The following is a 16,051-nucleotide window of genomic DNA, read 5'->3' on the forward strand; positions in this document are numbered from 1 at the left end:
TAGGCGGCACGGCGGTCGGCACCGCGTCTGCGGCCGGGGGGGCCGGCAGCACGGCGCTGGGCTTCGTGGCCGGCGCGACCGGCACGGGATCCACGGCCATCGGTGCCGCGGCCTCGGCCGCCGGCAACAACAGCGTCGCGCTCGGCAACGGAGCCGCCGCCAACCAGGCGAACACGATCGCGATCGGCGCCAACGTCAAGACGACCCAGGCCAACCAGGTGGCGATCGGCAACGCCGCCAACACCTATACGCTGGCCGGCGTAGCCTCGCAGGCGAGTGCGGCCGCCCAGAGCGGAGCGACGGCGTTCGTGACCACCGACGCCGCCGGCAACCTCGCGGCCTCGGCCTACGGTCCCTCGACCATCGTCGGCCTCGGCAACCGGATCGATTCGGTCCAGTCCCAGGTCAACAACCTGGAGGCCAAGACCGACACGATGCAGCGCTACGCGGTCCAGACCCGGAAGGAAGCCCGCCAGGGCGTCGCGATGGCGATCGCGATGGCGACCGCGCCGATGCCGTCTGCTCCCGGCAAGACCACCTGGGCGACGAACGGCGCCACCTATCGTGGCGAGTGGGCCGGCGGCGTCGCCGTCGCGCACCGGCTGCCGACCTGCTGCGTACCGATCGCGATCACCGCTGGCGTCGCTTACGCCGGCGACAGCAACCTCGGCGTCCGCGCCGGCCTGGCCGGCGAGTTCTGAGGGCAACCTGCGTCAGCAAGGCCGGACCCGCGTTTCGGCCTTGCGCACGGGAGAATCCCCGGCATAGTGTCAAGTTATGTTGACACTCGCGGTCGAGCAGTCGGAACGGCAGGCGACGGATCGGCGACCGCACGCGGTCGTCGTCGGCTCGGGCTTCGGCGGCTTGGCCGCCGCGGTCCGGCTCGGGGCCCGGGGCTACCGGGTGACGGTGCTGGAGCGCTTGGAGCAGCCCGGCGGGCGCGCCCGGGTGCATCGCCAGGACGGCTTCACCTTCGATGCCGGTCCGACCATCGTCACCGCGCCGCAATTGTTCGAGGAGCTGTGGCAGCTCGCCGGACGCCGGCTCTCCGACGATGTCGCGCTGGTGCCGATCGATCCGTTCTACCGGATCCGCTTCGCCGACGGAGAAACCTTCGAGTACAGCGGCGATCCCGAGCGGATGCGCGCCGAGGTGGCGCGCTTCGCCCCCGACGATGTCGCCGGCTACGACCGCTTCATGGACCACAGCCGCGCGGTCTGCCGGATCGGCTTCGAGCAGCTCGGCCATGTTCCATTCGGCAGCGTTGGATCGATGCTGAAGATCGCCCCAGACTTGCTGCGCCTGTCGGGCCATCGCTCGGTCCACGCCGTGGTGGCGCGCTTCATCCGCGATGAGCGGCTGCGCACCGTATTCAGCTTCCATCCGCTCCTGATCGGCGGCAACCCGTTCCGGGCCAGCGCGATCTACTGCCTGATCGCCGATCTCGAGCGGCGCTGGGGCGTCCATTTCGCCATGGGCGGCACGGGCAAGCTGGTCGATGGTCTGGTCCGGCTGATCCGGAGCCAGAACGGCCGGGTCCGGCTCGGCGTCGACGTCGACCGCATCCGGGTCGAGAACGGGACTGCGACCGGCGTCGAACTCGCCGGTGGGGAAACGATCGCGGCCGATCTCGTGGTCTCGAACGCCGATTCGGCGGTGACGCATGCGCGGCTGCTGCCGAAACCCCGGCGCTGGAGTTCCGGGCGGCTGAAGCGCGCGCGCTCCTCGATGGGGCTGTTCGTCTGGTATTTCGGGACGAAGCGCCGCTACCCGGACGTCGCCCACCACATGATCCTGCTCGGGCCGCGCTATCGCGGCCTGCTGGCCGACATCTTCGACAAGAAGGTGCTGGCCGAGGATGCGAGTCTCTACCTGCACCGGCCCACCGCCACGGATCCGAGCCTCGCGCCACCGGGCTGCGACGCGTTCTACGTTCTGGCGCCGGTGCCGAACCTGGCCGGCGGCCAGGATTGGGGCGCCCTCGCCGAGCCGTACCGGCGCCGGATCGCCGAAATGCTCGAATCGAGCGTCCTGCCCGGTCTGTCCGACGCCATCGTGACCTCGAAGGTCACGACGCCCCAGGAATTCCAGGACGATTTCCAGAGCTACCGCGGCTCGGGCTTCGGCCTGGAGCCGGTGCTGACCCAATCCGCGTGGTTCCGGCCACACAACCGGTCGGGCGACGTCCGCAATCTGTATCTGGTGGGAGCCGGCACGCATCCCGGGGCGGGTCTGCCCGGCGTGCTTTCCTCCGCCCGTATCCTCGATCTTGTGGTTCCGGATGCCCGTGTTTCCGCCTGAATTCGCAGCCGCCGCCGACCGCACCGCCTGCCGCGTTGCGATCCGGGCCGGCTCGAAGAGTTTCTTCGCCGCCGGACGGCTGCTCCCCGGCGAGGTGCGCGAGGCGGCCTACGGCCTCTATGCCTTCTGCCGGCTCTCCGACGACCTCGTCGACGACGCCGCCACCGCCTCCGACCGCCGCGACGCGGTGGCGCGGCTCGGCCGCCGGGTCGCGTTGGCCTATGCCGGCACTCCGGCAGATACGCCGGCCGACCGGGCCTTCTCGGAGATCGTCGGTCGTTACGCGATCCCCGAAGCCCTGCCCTACGCGCTGATCGAGGGCTTTGCCTGGGATGCGGAGGGCCAGCGCTACCCCGATCTGTCCGCGCTGCACGCCTACGCCGCGCGGGTGGCGGGCTCGGTCGGGGCCATGATGGCGCTGATCATGGGCGCACGCTCGCCCGACGCGCTCGCCCGCGCCTGCGATCTCGGCGCCGCCATGCAGCTCACCAATATCGCCCGCGATGTCGGCGAGGATGCCCGGATGGGCCGGCTCTACCTGCCCCTCGACTGGATGGTCGCGGCCGGGCTCGACCCCGTCGCGTTCCTGGCTGATCCGCGGCCGAGCCCGGCGCTCGCCGGCGTTGTCGCCCGGCTGCTCGCCGAGGCGGACGGACTCTATCGCCGGGCCGAGGCCGGCATCGCGGCGCTGCCATCGCCCTGCCGCCCGGCGATCCGGGCTGCCGCGCTGATCTATGCCGAGATCGGTCGCGTCGTGGCGGTGCAGGATCATGATTCCATCAGCACCCGCGCCCGGGTCGGCACCGCGCGCAAGCTGACCCTGATCGCCCGCGCCCTCCGCGCCGGTCCGGCCACACCCGGCCTCGCGGCGCCGGCCCTTCCGGAAGTCGCGTTCCTGATCGACGCGGTGATGCGTCAGCCGCCTCTGCCCGATCGACGGCTTTCCGTGCTGCGGCCCTGGTGGGACGTGGGCGGCCGGGTGGTGCACGTGCTCGAGCTGATCGAGCGGATGCGCGAGCGCGAGGCTTACGGCCGCTCCGCCCCATCGTGAAGGTGGCCCATGAGCGACGGCCTCTTCGCCGCCTTCGATATCGGGCTGGTCTTCGCCCTGGCCTTCGGGCTCGGCCTCTGGCAGCTCATCACGGTCCGCCGCAGCATCCGCCGCGACCGCGCACGCGGTGACGCGCGGGAGTGAGCCGGTTGCGGTCGGACAATCCCAATCTCAGCCGGATGCGGGAATTGGGATGGTCGTTGGTCTGCTGACGCCGCCAGCTATTGCAGGTGCCGCGTGTAGGTGTCGCCTGCCGCGTCCTTCAGCACCGCGCCGGCCTCGCGGCCGATCCGCTCGGCCTCCGCCGCCGGGCCCTGCCGGGAGACGGCCCAGTGCCGGCTGCCGTCGGGCAGGAACAGCAGCCCGTCGAGCGTGAGATGGTCGCCGTCGATCCGCGCCAGGGCGGCGATCGGGGTCCGGCAGGAGCCGTCGAGCTCGGCGAGCAGCGCCCGCTCGGCCGCGATCGCCGTGGTTGTGCGGGCGCAGGCGATCGGCGCCAGCAGATCGCGGATCGCGGCGTCATCGATCCGGCATTCGATCCCGAGCGCGCCCTGCGCCACCGCCGGCAGCATCTCGTCCACCGACAGGATGCTGCGGGCCATGTCCTGCAGGCCGAGGCGCTGCAGCCCCGCGAGCGCCAGCAGGGTGGCGTCGCATTCGCCGGATTCGAGCTTGCGCATCCGGGTGTTCGCGTTGCCCCGCAGCGGCACGACCTTCAAGTCCGGCCGGTGCATCAGCACCTGCGCGCCCCGCCGCAGCGACGAGGTACCGACCCTTGCGCCCTGCGGAAGGCCGGCGAGCCCATCCGCATGCGGGGACAGGAACGCGTCGCGCGGGTCGTCCCGCTCCAGAATGCAGCCGATCACCAGACCGTCCGGCAGCCAGGTCTCCACGTCCTTCATGGAATGGACCGCGACGTCGACTTCGTCGGCGAACAGTGCCTGCTCGAGTTCCTTGGTGAACAGGCCCTTGCCGCCGATCTCGGAGAGGGGGCGATCGAGGATCTTGTCGGCCACCGTGGTGACCACCACCAGCTCGGTTTCGAGCCCCGGATTGGCCGCCACGATCTTGTCGCGCACCATCCCGGTCTGTGCGAGGGCCATCGGGCTGCCGCGGGTGCCGATGCGCAGGGGGCGGTTCAACATTGGGGTCCGGACGTTTCTTGCGGCGTTGTCCGCCCGTTATAGCCTGCCCGTCGCCGCAGACCATCGCCGGGTGCGGAATTCAGACTCGCTGAAGCGTCTTCGTGCCAGGCTGGCGGCGCCCCGGTTTCGCCGGACTGCGCGCTTAGCGGCTCGCAGGTCACTTCGAGAGCCTTGGATACCCCATGCTGATCGTGCCGAGCCGACGGCAGTTCCTGACCGGACTAGGCGCCGGCGCCGGGCTCGTGGCGGCCACCGGCGTCTACGCCGTCGATGTCGAGCCGCTGCACCGGCTGGTGGTGACGCCGTACGCGCCCGCTCTGCCGCGCTGGGATCCGGCCCTCCGCCTGCGCGTGGCGGTGCTAGCGGATTTTCACATCTGCGAGCCGTATATGCCGTTCGACCGGGTGGCGGAGATCATCGACGCGACCAACGCGTTGAAGCCCGACCTCGTGCTGATGCTCGGCGACTACCCGGCCGGCAAGATCGCCTGGCGCAAGCTGCCGCTCGAGCAGTTCGCCCGGATGGTCGAGGGCTTGAAGGCGCCGCTCGGCACCCATGCCATCCTGGGCAACCACGACTGGTGGGACGACCACGCCGTCCAGCGCTCCCGGCGTGGCTCGCCCGCGGTCAAGCATCTGCTGGAGGCCCGCGGGATTCCCGTGATGGAGAATGGGGCGGTGCGGCTGGTGAAGGACGGCCGGCCGTTCTGGCTCGCCGGCCTCGCCGATCAGCAGCCGTTCTTCAACAGCTTCGATGTGGGCCTCGACGACCTGCCTGCGACCCTCGGCATGATCACCGACGACGCGCCGGTGATCCTGATGGCCCACGAGCCCGACATCTTCGCCGACGTGCCCGACAGGGTTTCGCTGACGCTCGCCGGCCATACCCATGGCGGGCAGATCCGGCTGTTCGGGCATTCGCCCGCAATCCGGCGGGTGCGCGGGCACGATTACGCCTACGGCCACGTCATCCAGGACGGGCGCCACCTGATCGTGTCCGGCGGTTTCGGCATGAGCCGGATCCCGGTGCGCTTCGGCGTGCCGCCCGAGATCGTTTTGCTGGAGCTCGGATCTGCGGATGCCGGGGCGAGTGCCGCCTGATCCCGGTCCGCTAGCCGACCGTCGCCGGACGGCATGCGTCAAATGGACCGGGCTTATTCAGCGCGGTGATATTGCGGTCTCGAATCGAGGGCGAGGCCGCTTTGCCGATCCTCATCGCCGTGGTGGGTATCCTGGCCGCCATCCTGTTCTGGATCTTGCGGGCGCAGCGCACGGTTCAAGACCTTAATGAGGTCGACCGAGACACGCAGAGGCTTCAGCGGCGGCCGAGATCCGTTCTGGAGGACGTGTTCGGCACGTCCTCGGAGCGTGTCCACGATGTGCGCTTGGCCGCACTCATACGCATGATTCAGATCGTGCGGACCGGGAGCCCGGTCACGGCGAGCGAGAAGACGCAGATCCTAGAGTTCCTGGAGACGCCCCTCGGGATCGACGCGATGTCCGCCGCGTTCGAGCGCTTGGCGATACACGCAGGCGCGTCGGCCTTTCTCTCAGGTTGCCGACCCGTCGATTCCCCTGCTGCACCGACACCTCACGGTCGCGGAGCGTGCCGACCGGAGCGACATGGTGACGTCGTTGGCCGGCGCCTATTCGGCGCCAAGCGCATTGCAACGCAAGGCTATCAGTCGGCTGAAGCGCTGCCTGCTTGAGGAACATCCGACCGATGCCGCCGGCCAGCGTCGCGAGGTCGGCTGCTGGACCAGCAGCGCCCGAACGCCGCGCCCCTCGCGGGTCCCGGTTCCAGCGCTATGTTCTAGCGATGCGCGCACTCCTCTCCATCCTTGCCCTGGGCGTCCTCGTAGCCGGTCCCGGCCCCGCCCGGGCGCAATCCTGTGACACGCTGATCGACAAGGTCACGGCGGAGACGGCTGCGAAGGCGACCGAGCGGCGCAGCGATTATGCCAGCTTCACCGCCGGCCCGGACATGACCCTTTCCCTCGCCTGCGGCACACCGGACCTGTCCTCGGTCGGCGCCCAGTATCGTGGGGCGAACCCGCCGGACGTGTATTACGATACCTTCGGCCGGGCCGGTCACGCGGTCACCGGCATCGACGCCGCGACGATCACGGAAGCCGCGCACCGCGCCCAGGCCGACGCCGTCCGCCTGCGGCACAGCAATGTCGACCTGGGCGGCGCTCGCATCACCTGCTCGACCATGGTCTCGCCCGACAAGGGGCCTCTGACCCTGTGCGCGGTGATCGAGCACAGCGACCGGAGCTGAAAGACCGGCGGCGGAAGCCGCCGCCCCGCGTGGTACGCCTCAGAGCGGGATGTTGTCGTGCTTCTTCCAGGGCTGCTCCATCTCCTTGGTGCGGAGCATGCCCAGCGCCCGGGCGATTCGGCGGCGGGTCGAGTGTGGCATGATCACCTCGTCGATATAGCCGCGCTCGGCCGCCACGAAGGGTGAGAGGAACCGGTCCTCGTACTCGCCGGTGCGGGCGGCGATCTTCTCCGGGTCGCCGATCTCGCTGCGGAAGATGATCTCCACGGCGCCCTTGGCGCCCATCACGGCGATCTGCGCGGTGGGCCAGGCGTAGTTGAGGTCGGCGCCGACATGCTTGGACGCCATCACGTCATAGGCGCCGCCGAAGGCCTTGCGGGTGATGATCGTGACCAGCGGCACCGTCGCCTGCGAATAGGCGAACAGCAGCTTGGCGCCGTGCTTGATCAGACCGCCATATTCCTGCGCGGTGCCCGGCAGGAAGCCCGGCACGTCCACAAAGGTCACGATCGGGATCGCGAAGGCGTCGCAGAAGCGCACGAACCGGGCGGCCTTGCGCGAGGCATCCGAATCGAGCACGCCGGCCAGCACCATCGGCTGGTTGGCGACGAACCCGACCGTGCGGCCCTCGATCCGGCCGAAGCCGGTCATGATGTTGCGGGCATAGGCCGCCTGGATCTCGAAGAAGTCGCCCTCGTCGACCACCCGGCGGATCAGCTCGCCCATGTCGTAGGGCTTGTTCGGGTTGTCGGGTATCAGGGTGTCGAGCGACATGTCGAGCCGGTCGACATCGTCGAAGCTCTCGATCTCCGGCACGCCCTCAATGTTGTTGGCCGGCAGGAAATCGAGCAGGCGGCGGATCTGCAGGATCGCCTCCACGTCGTTCTCGAACGCGCCGTCCGCGATGGAGGATTTAGTGGTGTGGACCTTGGCGCCGCCGAGCTCCTCCGCGGTCACGACCTCGTTGGTCACGGTTTTCACCACGTCCGGGCCGGTCACGAACATGTAGCTCGTGTCGCGGACCATGAAGATGAAGTCGGTCATGGCCGGCGAGTAGACGTCGCCGCCCGCGCACGGGCCCATGATCACCGAGATCTGCGGGATCACACCCGAGGCCATGACGTTGCGGCGGAAGACCTCGCCGTAGCCGCCGAGCGCCGCAACGCCCTCCTGGATGCGCGCGCCGCCGGCATCGAAGATGCCGATGATCGGGGCGCGCATCTTCAGCGCCATGTCCTGAACCTTCACGATCTTCTGGGCGTGCGCCTCCGACAGGGAGCCGCCGAACACCGTGAAGTCCTTCGAGAACAGGAAGACCGTGCGGCCGTTGATCGTGCCCCATCCGGTGACGACGCCGTCGCCGGGGATCTTCTGCTTCTCCATGCCGAAATCGGTGGAGCGGTGCTGCACGAACATGTCGAATTCCTCGAACGACCCGTGGTCGAGGAGGAGTTCGATCCGCTCGCGCGCCGTGAGCTTGCCGCGCTTGTGCTGGGCCTCGACGCGCTTCTCGCCGCCGCCCAGGCGCGCCTGGGCCCGCCGCTCCGCGAGCTTGTCGAGGATGTCCTTCATGGCTGTTCCCGCCCTTACCCTGCTCGTGCCGCCTTGCCCGGTTGATGCCGGGTCGAAGCTTGTGCGTTCACCGATCCAGCGGCCTTAGCACGGGCTTTTCGGGTGGCAAACCGACGCAAATGTCTCGCGCGTCGGACCTTCGGGGGAGGAGAGAGAATGGTGGACGGTGCAGGGATCGAACCTGCGACCTTTCCCGTGTGAAGGGAACGCACTACCGCTGTGCTAACCGTCCGTGCCGCCGAGGGTCGAACCCCATAGGCGGAACCAACGCGGTCGACGGCGCCTGGAACAGGCGGCGACCGGATGTCGGGCCTTCTAGGGCGTGGCGACCCGAAACGTCAAGCACCACGCGTGAGGTTGACAAGACCAGCGCTGCGATGCGCTGTGGCCCCATGCACGAGGAGCAAGCGGGCGACAGGCCCGACAGCGACGTGATGGGGGAGAACGGTGCGCGGGCTGCAAGGCCCCGCGTCGCGATCACGTACTGTACCCAGTGCAACTGGCTGCTGCGCTCCGCCTGGATGGCCCAGGAACTGCTCTCGACCTTCCGCGACGATCTGGGTGAAGTCGCCCTCATGCCCGCCACCGGCGGTGCGTTCCGGATCGAGATCGCCGGCGTGCTCTTGTGGGAGCGGGTCCGCGACGGCGGGTTCCCGGATGTGAAAGCCCTCAAGCAGCGGGTGCGCGACCACCTCGACCCGGAGCGCGATCTCGGCCATATCGACCGGTCATGAAGCGAGGGAACGGCGAGGAGCCCGCGGGGCACCGCGTGCCGGGGACGGGCGCCGCTTGAGCCCGGAGCAGGAGGCCGAGGGCGTGAACCTCCCGGCGGTCCTTCCCGCGCGCCGGTCGTGGCTGTCGCGCCGGCTTCACCGGTTCGGGCAGAACGGCTTCTCGACACAGGTCTACCTGATCGCCCTGGTGATCGCCCTGATCGGCCCGGGGCTGCTGTTCACCAGCATCCTGCTGATGCGCTACGCCTCGGCCGAGCGCGCCCGATTCGAGCAGGATGCTCGCGAAAATGTGCGCGGCATCGGCCTGTCGCTGGACCGGGACACCGCCGGTCTGGTCTCGGTGCTCCAGACGCTGGCGACCTCGCCGCGGATTCGGCAGAGCGATTTCGAGGCGTTCGATGCCCAGGCGCGCCTCGTGCGGGAATCGATCGACCTCGATGTGCTGCTGCGGCGGCCCAACGGGCAGGAGGTCGTGAATACCGGCGTGCCGCGCAGCGCGCCGCTGCCGATGATGCCGCTGCCGTTCGATCCGGAACTGACGCAGGGCGCCCAGCGCGCGATGGTGAGCGGCTACATTCCGGGCCCGACGCCGAACGAGGCGACCTACGCGGTCGGCGTGCCGGTGATCATCGACGGCGAGGTCGCGTACATCCTCAGCTTCACCGTGCCGCTGGCGCGCCTCCAGGGCATCCTGTCCCGCGAGGTGGTGCCCGGCTGGACCACCGGCATCTCGGACCGGAACGGCTTCGTCCTCGCCCGCCTGCCGGACCCGGACGCCGTCGTCGGCAAGCCGCGGCTCGCGAGCCTGCGCCAAGTGCAGACGGCGACGCCGGGCGTCTGGGAGGGCCAGGACCGCCAGCACAAGCCGGTGGTGGTCATCGAGGCGCGCTCGCGCCTCACCGGCTGGATGGTCGCCACCAGTATCCCGCAGGCCCTGGTTGATGCGCGGGTGCGCCGGTGGATCTGGGCGTTCGCGGGCTTCGGCCTGCTGGTGCTCGCCACCTCGTCGGTGCTGGCGGTGAACCTCTGGTCCCGGGTCTCGCGCCCGCTTCGGCTGCTGGCGGCCTCCGGCCCGGCGCTTTCGCGGGGCGAGGCGATCCCCCGGGTGCCGTCTCCGGTCCACGAGATCCGGCGGCTCGGAGCGGTGCTGTCCGATGCGTCCGTGCGGCTGCGCACCCGCGAGGCGGAGCGCGACCGGGCGCTCGCCGACACCCGGCGCGGCCTGACCGCGCTTAGCGAGAGCGAAGCTCGGTTCCGCCACATGGCCGATTCGGCGCCGGCGCTGATCTGGATGACCGACGAGAGCGGGGGCGTCAGCTTCGCGAACCTCCATTTCGAGCACATGTTCGGGATCCCGGCAGCCCAGCTCACCAATGAGGGGTGGGAGCGGATCGTCCACGCGGACGATCTGGAGGGTTTCCGGGCGGCCTTCACCGAGGCCTTCGAGGCCCGCGCGCCGTTCCGCGCCGAGGTCCGGGTGATCGACCGGAGCCAGGCGGTGCGCTGGCTGCGCTGCGAGGGCGTGCCGCGCCTCGACGACGATCAGAACTTCCTCGGCTATACTGGCTGCAACATCGACATCACCGATGCGAAATTCGCCGAGGAGCACCTGCTGCTCCTGATCCATGAGCTGAACCACCGGGTGAAGAACACCCTCGCGACGGTGCAGTCGATCGCCGGCCAGTCCCTGCGCAATCTCGAGGGCCCCGAGGCGGACGCGGCCCGAGCGGCGTTCGAGGCACGCCTCCTGGCACTCGCCCGTGTCCACGACGTCCTCACCCGCGAAAGCTGGGAGGGTGCCGAACTGTCGGCCGTGGTGGCGGACGCGATCCGTCCACTCGAATCGGGCGACGGCCATGCCTCCCGCTTTGAGGTTATCGGCCCGGCCCTGCGCCTGCCGCCGCGGCTCGCCCTGTCGATCGCCATGGCGTTGCACGAGCTCGGCACCAACGCGGTGAAGTACGGGGCCCTCTCGGTCGAAGGCGGCACGGTGGAGATCGCCTGGACCGTGCGGCGGGAGGCGGAGATCCGGCTGCACCTGCGCTGGGCCGAGCGGGGTGGCCCGCCGGTGACGAAGCCGACCCGCACCGGCTTCGGCTCCCGCCTGATCGAGCGCAGCCTCGCCCGCGAGCTGGCCGGCGAGGTGACGCTGACCTATGAGGAGACCGGCGTGATCTGCACGATCGACGCTCCGGTCCCGCCGCCGGGCCTCCTCGAGCGCAAGAGCGCCGCCGCGCCAACCCGGATCGCGCCGCTGCCGCTGGCAGGGTAAGGGCGCCCAGCCGTGATCCGAGAGCCATTCACGGCTGGACGTAGGCTCGATCAGTGCCGATCGAAGCGGCGGGCACTCTGCGCGTCCCGCTGAGCGTTGACGTAGGCGTTTTGCTCTCGCCGAGCTCGTTCGCTATCGCGCTGCGCCTGCTGGCGGGCAAACTCGAGTTGCTGGCGCTGGTTGGACTCGATGTCCTTCAGGATGTTGAGTTCGCGTTGCGTTTGGAAATCATCAGCCGCGGCAGGATTGATCACTGATACGACCAACACGACAATACAGGCGATCATGCGCATAGGTAATACTCCCTAAAGCGATCGATCCACCTCTCGCCATTGGTATCGCATCGGCCATAGATCGAACATGACTGGCGTGATGCGCGGTATCCACTGACATCTTTGGCGGATCGGCTCGATTTTAGGGGTCTGCCGAATGAATATGCTCTGAGTGATCGCCGATGGCGTTGTTAAGCTTCGCTTTGAACTCTGTCGTGATGCCAACACAAGCCGGCTCTTCAGATGCCTCTGCGGTCTCACGATGAGCGGGGCGGATTCGATCCGCCGCCTCAGTGATACGGATCGGCCGCGTCCCGCAGTCCGTCGCCCATGAAGTTGAAGGCCAGCACCGTCACCAGAACCGGCAGCACCGGCAGCAGCAGCCAGGGATAGAGCTGCACCGCCGCCAGATTCTGCGCTTCGTTGAGCAGGACGCCCCAGCTCGTCACCGGCGGCCGGAGGCCGAGCCCGAGGAACGACAGGGCGGTCTCGCCCAGGATCATGGTCGGGATCGACAGGGTCGCCGAGGCGATCAGGTGGCTCATGAAGTTGGGGATCAGGTGCCGGCCGATAACCCGGGCGGGCGAGGCGCCCATCAGCTCGGCGGCCTGGACGAAATCCTCTTCCCGCAGGGCCAGGAGTTTGCCGCGTACCGCCCGGGCGAGACCCGGCCAATCGAGCAGGCCGAGGATCACGGTGATGCCGAGGAAGACCAGCAGCGGGCTCCAGTTTGCCGGCAAAGCCGCCGACAGGGCGAGCCAGAGCGGCAGCTCGGGCAGGGAGCGCACCACCTCGATCAGGCGCTGCACCCCGGCATCGACGATCCCCCCGAAATAGCCCGCAATGCCGCCGAACAGCATGCCAAGCGTGAACGAGATTGCCACGCCCACGAGCCCGATGGTGAGGGAGATCCGCGCCCCGTAGATCATGCGGGAGAAGAGGTCGCGCCCGAGCCGGTCTGTTCCGAGCAGGAACAGGGTGCCGTCCTCCGGCGGGCAGACGACGTGCAGATCTGTGGGGATCAGCCCGAGCCAGACATAGCCGTCGCCGCGGCAGAGGAAGCGCAGGGGCTGCGGCCGCGCGGCATCGACCACGTAGTCCCGTCGGAACGTGTCGAGGTCGAGATGGGCCCGGTAGGGATACACGAACGGTCCGACGAGTCGCCCGTCATGGAACAGGTGCACGCCCTGGGGCGGGGCATGCAGGAAGTCGCCGTTGCGCCGGGCCTGGCCGTAGGGGGCCAGCATCTCCACGAACGGCACCGTCGCGTAGAGCGCCAGCAGGATCAGCGCCGAGGCCACGGCGATCCGGTGGCGCAGGAACTTGCGGATGATCAGCCGCCAGGCCGAGGCGCTGCCCGTGGGATCCTCGCCGAGCGCCTGCGGCTCGAACGGCGCCGGATCGACGAAATGGCCTCGGGCCGTCTCTGGCATCATGGGGATTGTCATCGCGCGCCCATGCGGATGCGCGGATCGAGCCAGACCAGGATGAGGTCGGAGATCAGCATGCCGACCAGCGTGAGGCCCGCGACGAACATCAGGATGAACCCGGCCATGAACTGGTCCTGGCTGCGCAGGGCGTCGAGCAGCAGCGGCCCCACGGTCGGCAGGCTCAGCACCAGGGAGACCAGCACCGAGCCCGAGACGAGGTGGGGCAGCAGGTTGCCGATATCGGCCACGAACGGGTTCAGCGACATCCGGAATGGGTATTTGAGCAGCGCCCGCATCGGCGGCAGGCCCTTGGCGCGGGCCGTGACCGTGTAGGGCTTCGCCAGCTCGTCGAGGAGATTCGCCCGCATCCGCCGGATCATGGCGGCGGTGCCGCCCAGCCCGATCACCAGGGTCGGCACCACGAGATGCGCCAGGAGCGAGCGGATCTTGGGCCACTCCCAGGGCTGGTTGGTCAGCGCCGAATCGTAGAGGCCGCCGATCGACAGGTCGAACCAGCGGTTGGCGTAGAACAACAAAATCAGCGCCAGCAGGAAGCCGGGCACGGCGAGGCCGACATAGCCGAGCAGAGTCACCACCGCGTCGCCGAACGTGTGCCGGTGGGTCGCCGAATAGATCGCCGCCGGGATCGCCACCACGTGGACGAACACCACCGCGGTCAGGTTGATCAGCAGCGTCAGCCACAGGGCATCGCCGACGACATCGGCCACCGGCTTGTCGTACTCGAACGACCAGCCCCAATCGCCCTGAAGCAACCCCGAGAACCCGACCGGGCCGGGCATCAGGCCGATCCACATCAGGTATTGCTGCCAGACCGGCCGGTCGAGGCCGTATTGGCGGATCAGCAATTCGGCCTTGGCCACGGAGCCCGCCTCGCCGGTGGCGCGCAGCTCCATGATCCGGTTGGTGAGGTAATCGCCCGGCGGCAGCTTGATGATGAAGAACACCAGCGCCGAGATGACGAGGAGCGTCAGCGCCATGGTGACGACGCGGCGGAGGATCGCGACGATCACCGGGCCTCCGCGCGCGCGTCGGCGGCCTTGTCCCAGAACACCTCGTCGAGGCGCTGCACGCCGATGAGCGCGGTGGGATCCCAGGAATACAGGGCGCGCGCGGGCAGGTTGACCAGCCGGTCGGCCCCGACCACCGGCTGGAGCGCACCTGCCACCGTGCCGATCACCCAGGTATTCTGCGCGTGGTTCATCAGCATCTCGCGCCAGATCGCAGCTTGTTTCTCGGCATCGTCGGTATGGCGCCATTGCCGGTCGAGTTCGAGGAGATGCTGCACCTCCGGGACGTCGCAGGCCTCCCCGGACTTGCCGCGGCTCTCGACATGGGCGCTCCAGAGTGGCCACGCATAATGCTCGGGCTGGGCCGGGCTCAGCTCGGTCGGCGGCATGATCGCGGTCGGCACCGCGAGGTCGAGGCCTTGGGCGGCGACCATCACGGTCATGCCGGCCACCGAGCGGCGATGGAGGTTCGTCCGTTCCTGCGGCTTGGTGACGAGGCGGATGCCGATCTCGCGCCAGAACTCGGTGATGAGCAGCAGCGCGTCGAGCACCATCTCGGCCTCGCCGTCGCTGTCGACCACCAGCTCCATCGGACGTCCGTCCGGCATCAGGCGGATGCCGGAGCCGTCGCGCCCGGTCAGCCCCACCGCGTCGAGGAGGCGCGTCGCCTGGGCCGGGTCGTAGCCCGCATGCAGCGTGCGCAGTTCCGGCGAGAAGAGCGGGCTGTCGGAGACGATCGTGTCGTTGCCTTCAACGCCGAGGCCGAACAACAGCGTGTTGTTGAGCGTGCGTCGATCGATGGCCAGCGACAGGGCCTGGCGGTAGCGCACGTCCCGGTTCAGCGCCCGCCAGCCGGGATCCCGGGTGGTGAGGTTCGGATAGAGGGCGATCTCGGAGCCCCGTGCCACCGGCCACAGGTTGGTGCGGTAGCGATGCGCCTTCTCGCCCTCCTTGAGGCTCGGAATGTCGGGCATCGACAGGCCGCGGAACATCAGGTCGGCCTCGCCGGCATTGGTCTTGGCGACCAGCAGCCCCTGGGAAGCGACATCCATCACGATCGTGTCGACGTAGGGCAGCTGGGTCCCGGCGGTGTCGACCCGGTGATAGCTGCGGTTGCGCTCGAACCGGAAGCGTGTCGCCGGCGAGCGGGTCTTCGGCACCCAGCCCTGAAGGGTCGGGCAATCGGGATTGTTCAGCTCGTAATTGTCGTCGAGGCGGTTGTGCAGGGCCGCCCAGCCGCGCAGCTTGAGTGCCTTGGCCTTCGCGTCGGCCGCTTCCTTGCCGAGATAGCGGGCATGGACCGTCTTGAGGTAGTGCGCCGGGCGGTAGATCAGCGGATCCCGGGGCGCGGCGAGCGCCGGCAGGAACATCGGGTTCGGCCGGTCCCAGCTGTAGCGGATCGTCATCGGGTCGAGGAACTCGACCTGGGGCGGCTTGCCGTCCACCAGGAAAAACGCCGGCGGCCCTTCGGGGCTCAGCGCCTTCTCGTTGGCGACGTCCTCCCAATAGTAGCGGAAATCCTCGCTGGTGAACGGGTGACCGTCCGACCAGCGATGGCCCTGGCGCAGCGTGAAGGTGAAGGCTCCACCGGCGACATCGACCCGTTCGAGCAGGTCCGGCCGCAGCTGCAGCGTGGCATCGTAGCCGACCAGCCGCGTGTAGCCGTAGACCGACAGGTAGCGGACGTCCCGGGCCTTGGCGATCAGGGTGCGGATCGTCCCGCCGGCGGTCCCGGTGCGGCGGCCCCGGGCGGCGAGGTCGATCACGAAGGGTTTTTCCGGCGGTGCGGGGGCGTCGGCCGGTGGCGTGTCGGCAAGCGCGTTGCGCGGACGATAGAGCAGGGCGGCGGCGCCGGCGCCGGCGATCAGGGCGCGACGGGAGACGCCGGTTTCCCTTCCCCCTCTGCGGGGGAGGGTACCCTGCGGAGCCGGGGGAGAGAGGGGAGCGACGGTGCAGGATAGGGCTT

The 16,051-nt window shown here is 69.1% G+C and carries 14 protein-coding genes, 1 tRNA gene and 1 pseudogene; 9 read left to right on the forward strand and 7 right to left on the reverse strand.

Translation table 11 applies throughout. The annotated features are described in order from the left end of the window. The 4 genes and pseudogenes from AO398_RS29735 to AO398_RS29740 all read left to right on the forward strand — a co-directional run. A pseudogene (locus AO398_RS29735) lies at positions 1-701 on the forward strand (hypothetical protein); the annotation flags it as partial. 76 nt (positions 702-777) lie between these two features. Beyond that, positions 778-2,301, forward strand: a complete 1,524-nt coding sequence (locus AO398_RS22285) for a phytoene desaturase (protein WP_058194370.1) — start codon at positions 778-780, stop codon at positions 2,299-2,301. Then, a complete protein-coding gene (locus tag AO398_RS22290; RefSeq protein WP_058194371.1) occupies positions 2,282-3,352 on the forward strand; it encodes a phytoene/squalene synthase family protein in 1,071 nt (356 codons plus the stop codon). Before AO398_RS22285 ends, AO398_RS22290 begins: the two co-directional genes overlap by 20 nt. A gap of 9 nt (positions 3,353-3,361) precedes the next feature. Further along, positions 3,362-3,496 carry a hypothetical protein gene (locus AO398_RS29740; RefSeq protein WP_280139147.1) on the forward strand — a complete coding sequence of 45 codons (135 nt, stop codon included), beginning with the start codon at positions 3,362-3,364 and terminating at the stop codon, positions 3,494-3,496. A gap of 77 nt (positions 3,497-3,573) precedes the next feature. On the opposite strand, the gene hemC is transcribed toward AO398_RS29740, so the two are convergent. Then, on the reverse strand, positions 3,574-4,497 hold the full coding sequence (gene hemC / locus AO398_RS22295; protein ID WP_058194372.1) for a hydroxymethylbilane synthase: 924 nt from the start codon (positions 4,495-4,497) through the stop codon (positions 3,574-3,576). 182 nt (positions 4,498-4,679) lie between these two features. On the opposite strand from hemC, the gene AO398_RS22300 reads away from it, so the two are divergent. From AO398_RS22300 to AO398_RS22310, 3 genes are all read left to right on the forward strand, one after another. Continuing rightward, positions 4,680-5,597, forward strand: coding sequence for a metallophosphoesterase (locus AO398_RS22300; RefSeq protein ID WP_058194373.1), 918 nt, complete (start codon positions 4,680-4,682; stop codon positions 5,595-5,597). Positions 5,598-5,698: 101 nt separating this feature from the next. After that, entirely contained in the window at positions 5,699-6,205 is a 507-nt protein-coding gene (locus tag AO398_RS22305; protein WP_244498857.1) for a hypothetical protein, read from the forward strand. A 110-nt stretch (positions 6,206-6,315) separates the two neighbouring features. Continuing rightward, complete coding sequence (locus AO398_RS22310; RefSeq protein ID WP_058194374.1) at positions 6,316-6,777, forward strand: hypothetical protein; 462 nt, start codon at positions 6,316-6,318, stop codon at positions 6,775-6,777. A 39-nt stretch (positions 6,778-6,816) separates the two neighbouring features. On the opposite strand, the gene AO398_RS22315 is transcribed toward AO398_RS22310, so the two are convergent. Next, a complete protein-coding gene (locus AO398_RS22315; RefSeq protein ID WP_058194375.1) occupies positions 6,817-8,349 on the reverse strand; it encodes an acyl-CoA carboxylase subunit beta in 1,533 nt (510 codons plus the stop codon). A 157-nt stretch (positions 8,350-8,506) separates the two neighbouring features. Continuing rightward, positions 8,507-8,581, reverse strand: a tRNA-Val gene (locus AO398_RS22320). Positions 8,582-8,783: 202 nt separating this feature from the next. On the opposite strand from AO398_RS22320, the gene AO398_RS22325 reads away from it, so the two are divergent. Both AO398_RS22325 and AO398_RS22330 read left to right on the forward strand, forming a co-directional pair. Further along, entirely contained in the window at positions 8,784-9,083 is a 300-nt protein-coding gene (locus AO398_RS22325) for a SelT/SelW/SelH family protein (protein WP_058194509.1), read from the forward strand. Between the two features lie 55 nt (positions 9,084-9,138). Further along, complete coding sequence (locus tag AO398_RS22330) at positions 9,139-11,355, forward strand: HWE histidine kinase domain-containing protein (protein WP_082643405.1); 2,217 nt, start codon at positions 9,139-9,141, stop codon at positions 11,353-11,355. 50 nt (positions 11,356-11,405) lie between these two features. Here the strand turns inward: AO398_RS22330 and AO398_RS28540 are convergent, their stop codons facing one another. The 4 genes from AO398_RS28540 to AO398_RS22350 form a co-directional block, all read right to left on the reverse strand. Beyond that, positions 11,406-11,648, reverse strand: coding sequence for a hypothetical protein (locus AO398_RS28540; RefSeq protein ID WP_152997613.1), 243 nt, complete (start codon positions 11,646-11,648; stop codon positions 11,406-11,408). Between the two features lie 269 nt (positions 11,649-11,917). Next, a complete protein-coding gene (locus tag AO398_RS22340; RefSeq protein ID WP_152997620.1) occupies positions 11,918-13,060 on the reverse strand; it encodes an ABC transporter permease in 1,143 nt (380 codons plus the stop codon). Between the two features lie 11 nt (positions 13,061-13,071). Then, positions 13,072-14,088 carry an ABC transporter permease gene (locus tag AO398_RS22345; RefSeq protein WP_058194378.1) on the reverse strand — a complete coding sequence of 339 codons (1,017 nt, stop codon included), beginning with the start codon at positions 14,086-14,088 and terminating at the stop codon, positions 13,072-13,074. Further along, positions 14,085-15,851 (reverse strand): ABC transporter substrate-binding protein, encoded by a 1,767-nt coding sequence (locus tag AO398_RS22350; RefSeq protein WP_244498858.1) that lies wholly within the window; start codon positions 15,849-15,851, stop codon positions 14,085-14,087. Before AO398_RS22350 ends, AO398_RS22345 begins: the two co-directional genes overlap by 4 nt. Positions 15,852-16,051 lie beyond the last annotated feature (200 nt).

The sequence above is a fragment of the Methylobacterium sp. GXS13 genome, assembly GCF_001455965.1.
Taxonomy (GTDB): domain Bacteria; phylum Pseudomonadota; class Alphaproteobacteria; order Rhizobiales; family Beijerinckiaceae; genus Methylobacterium.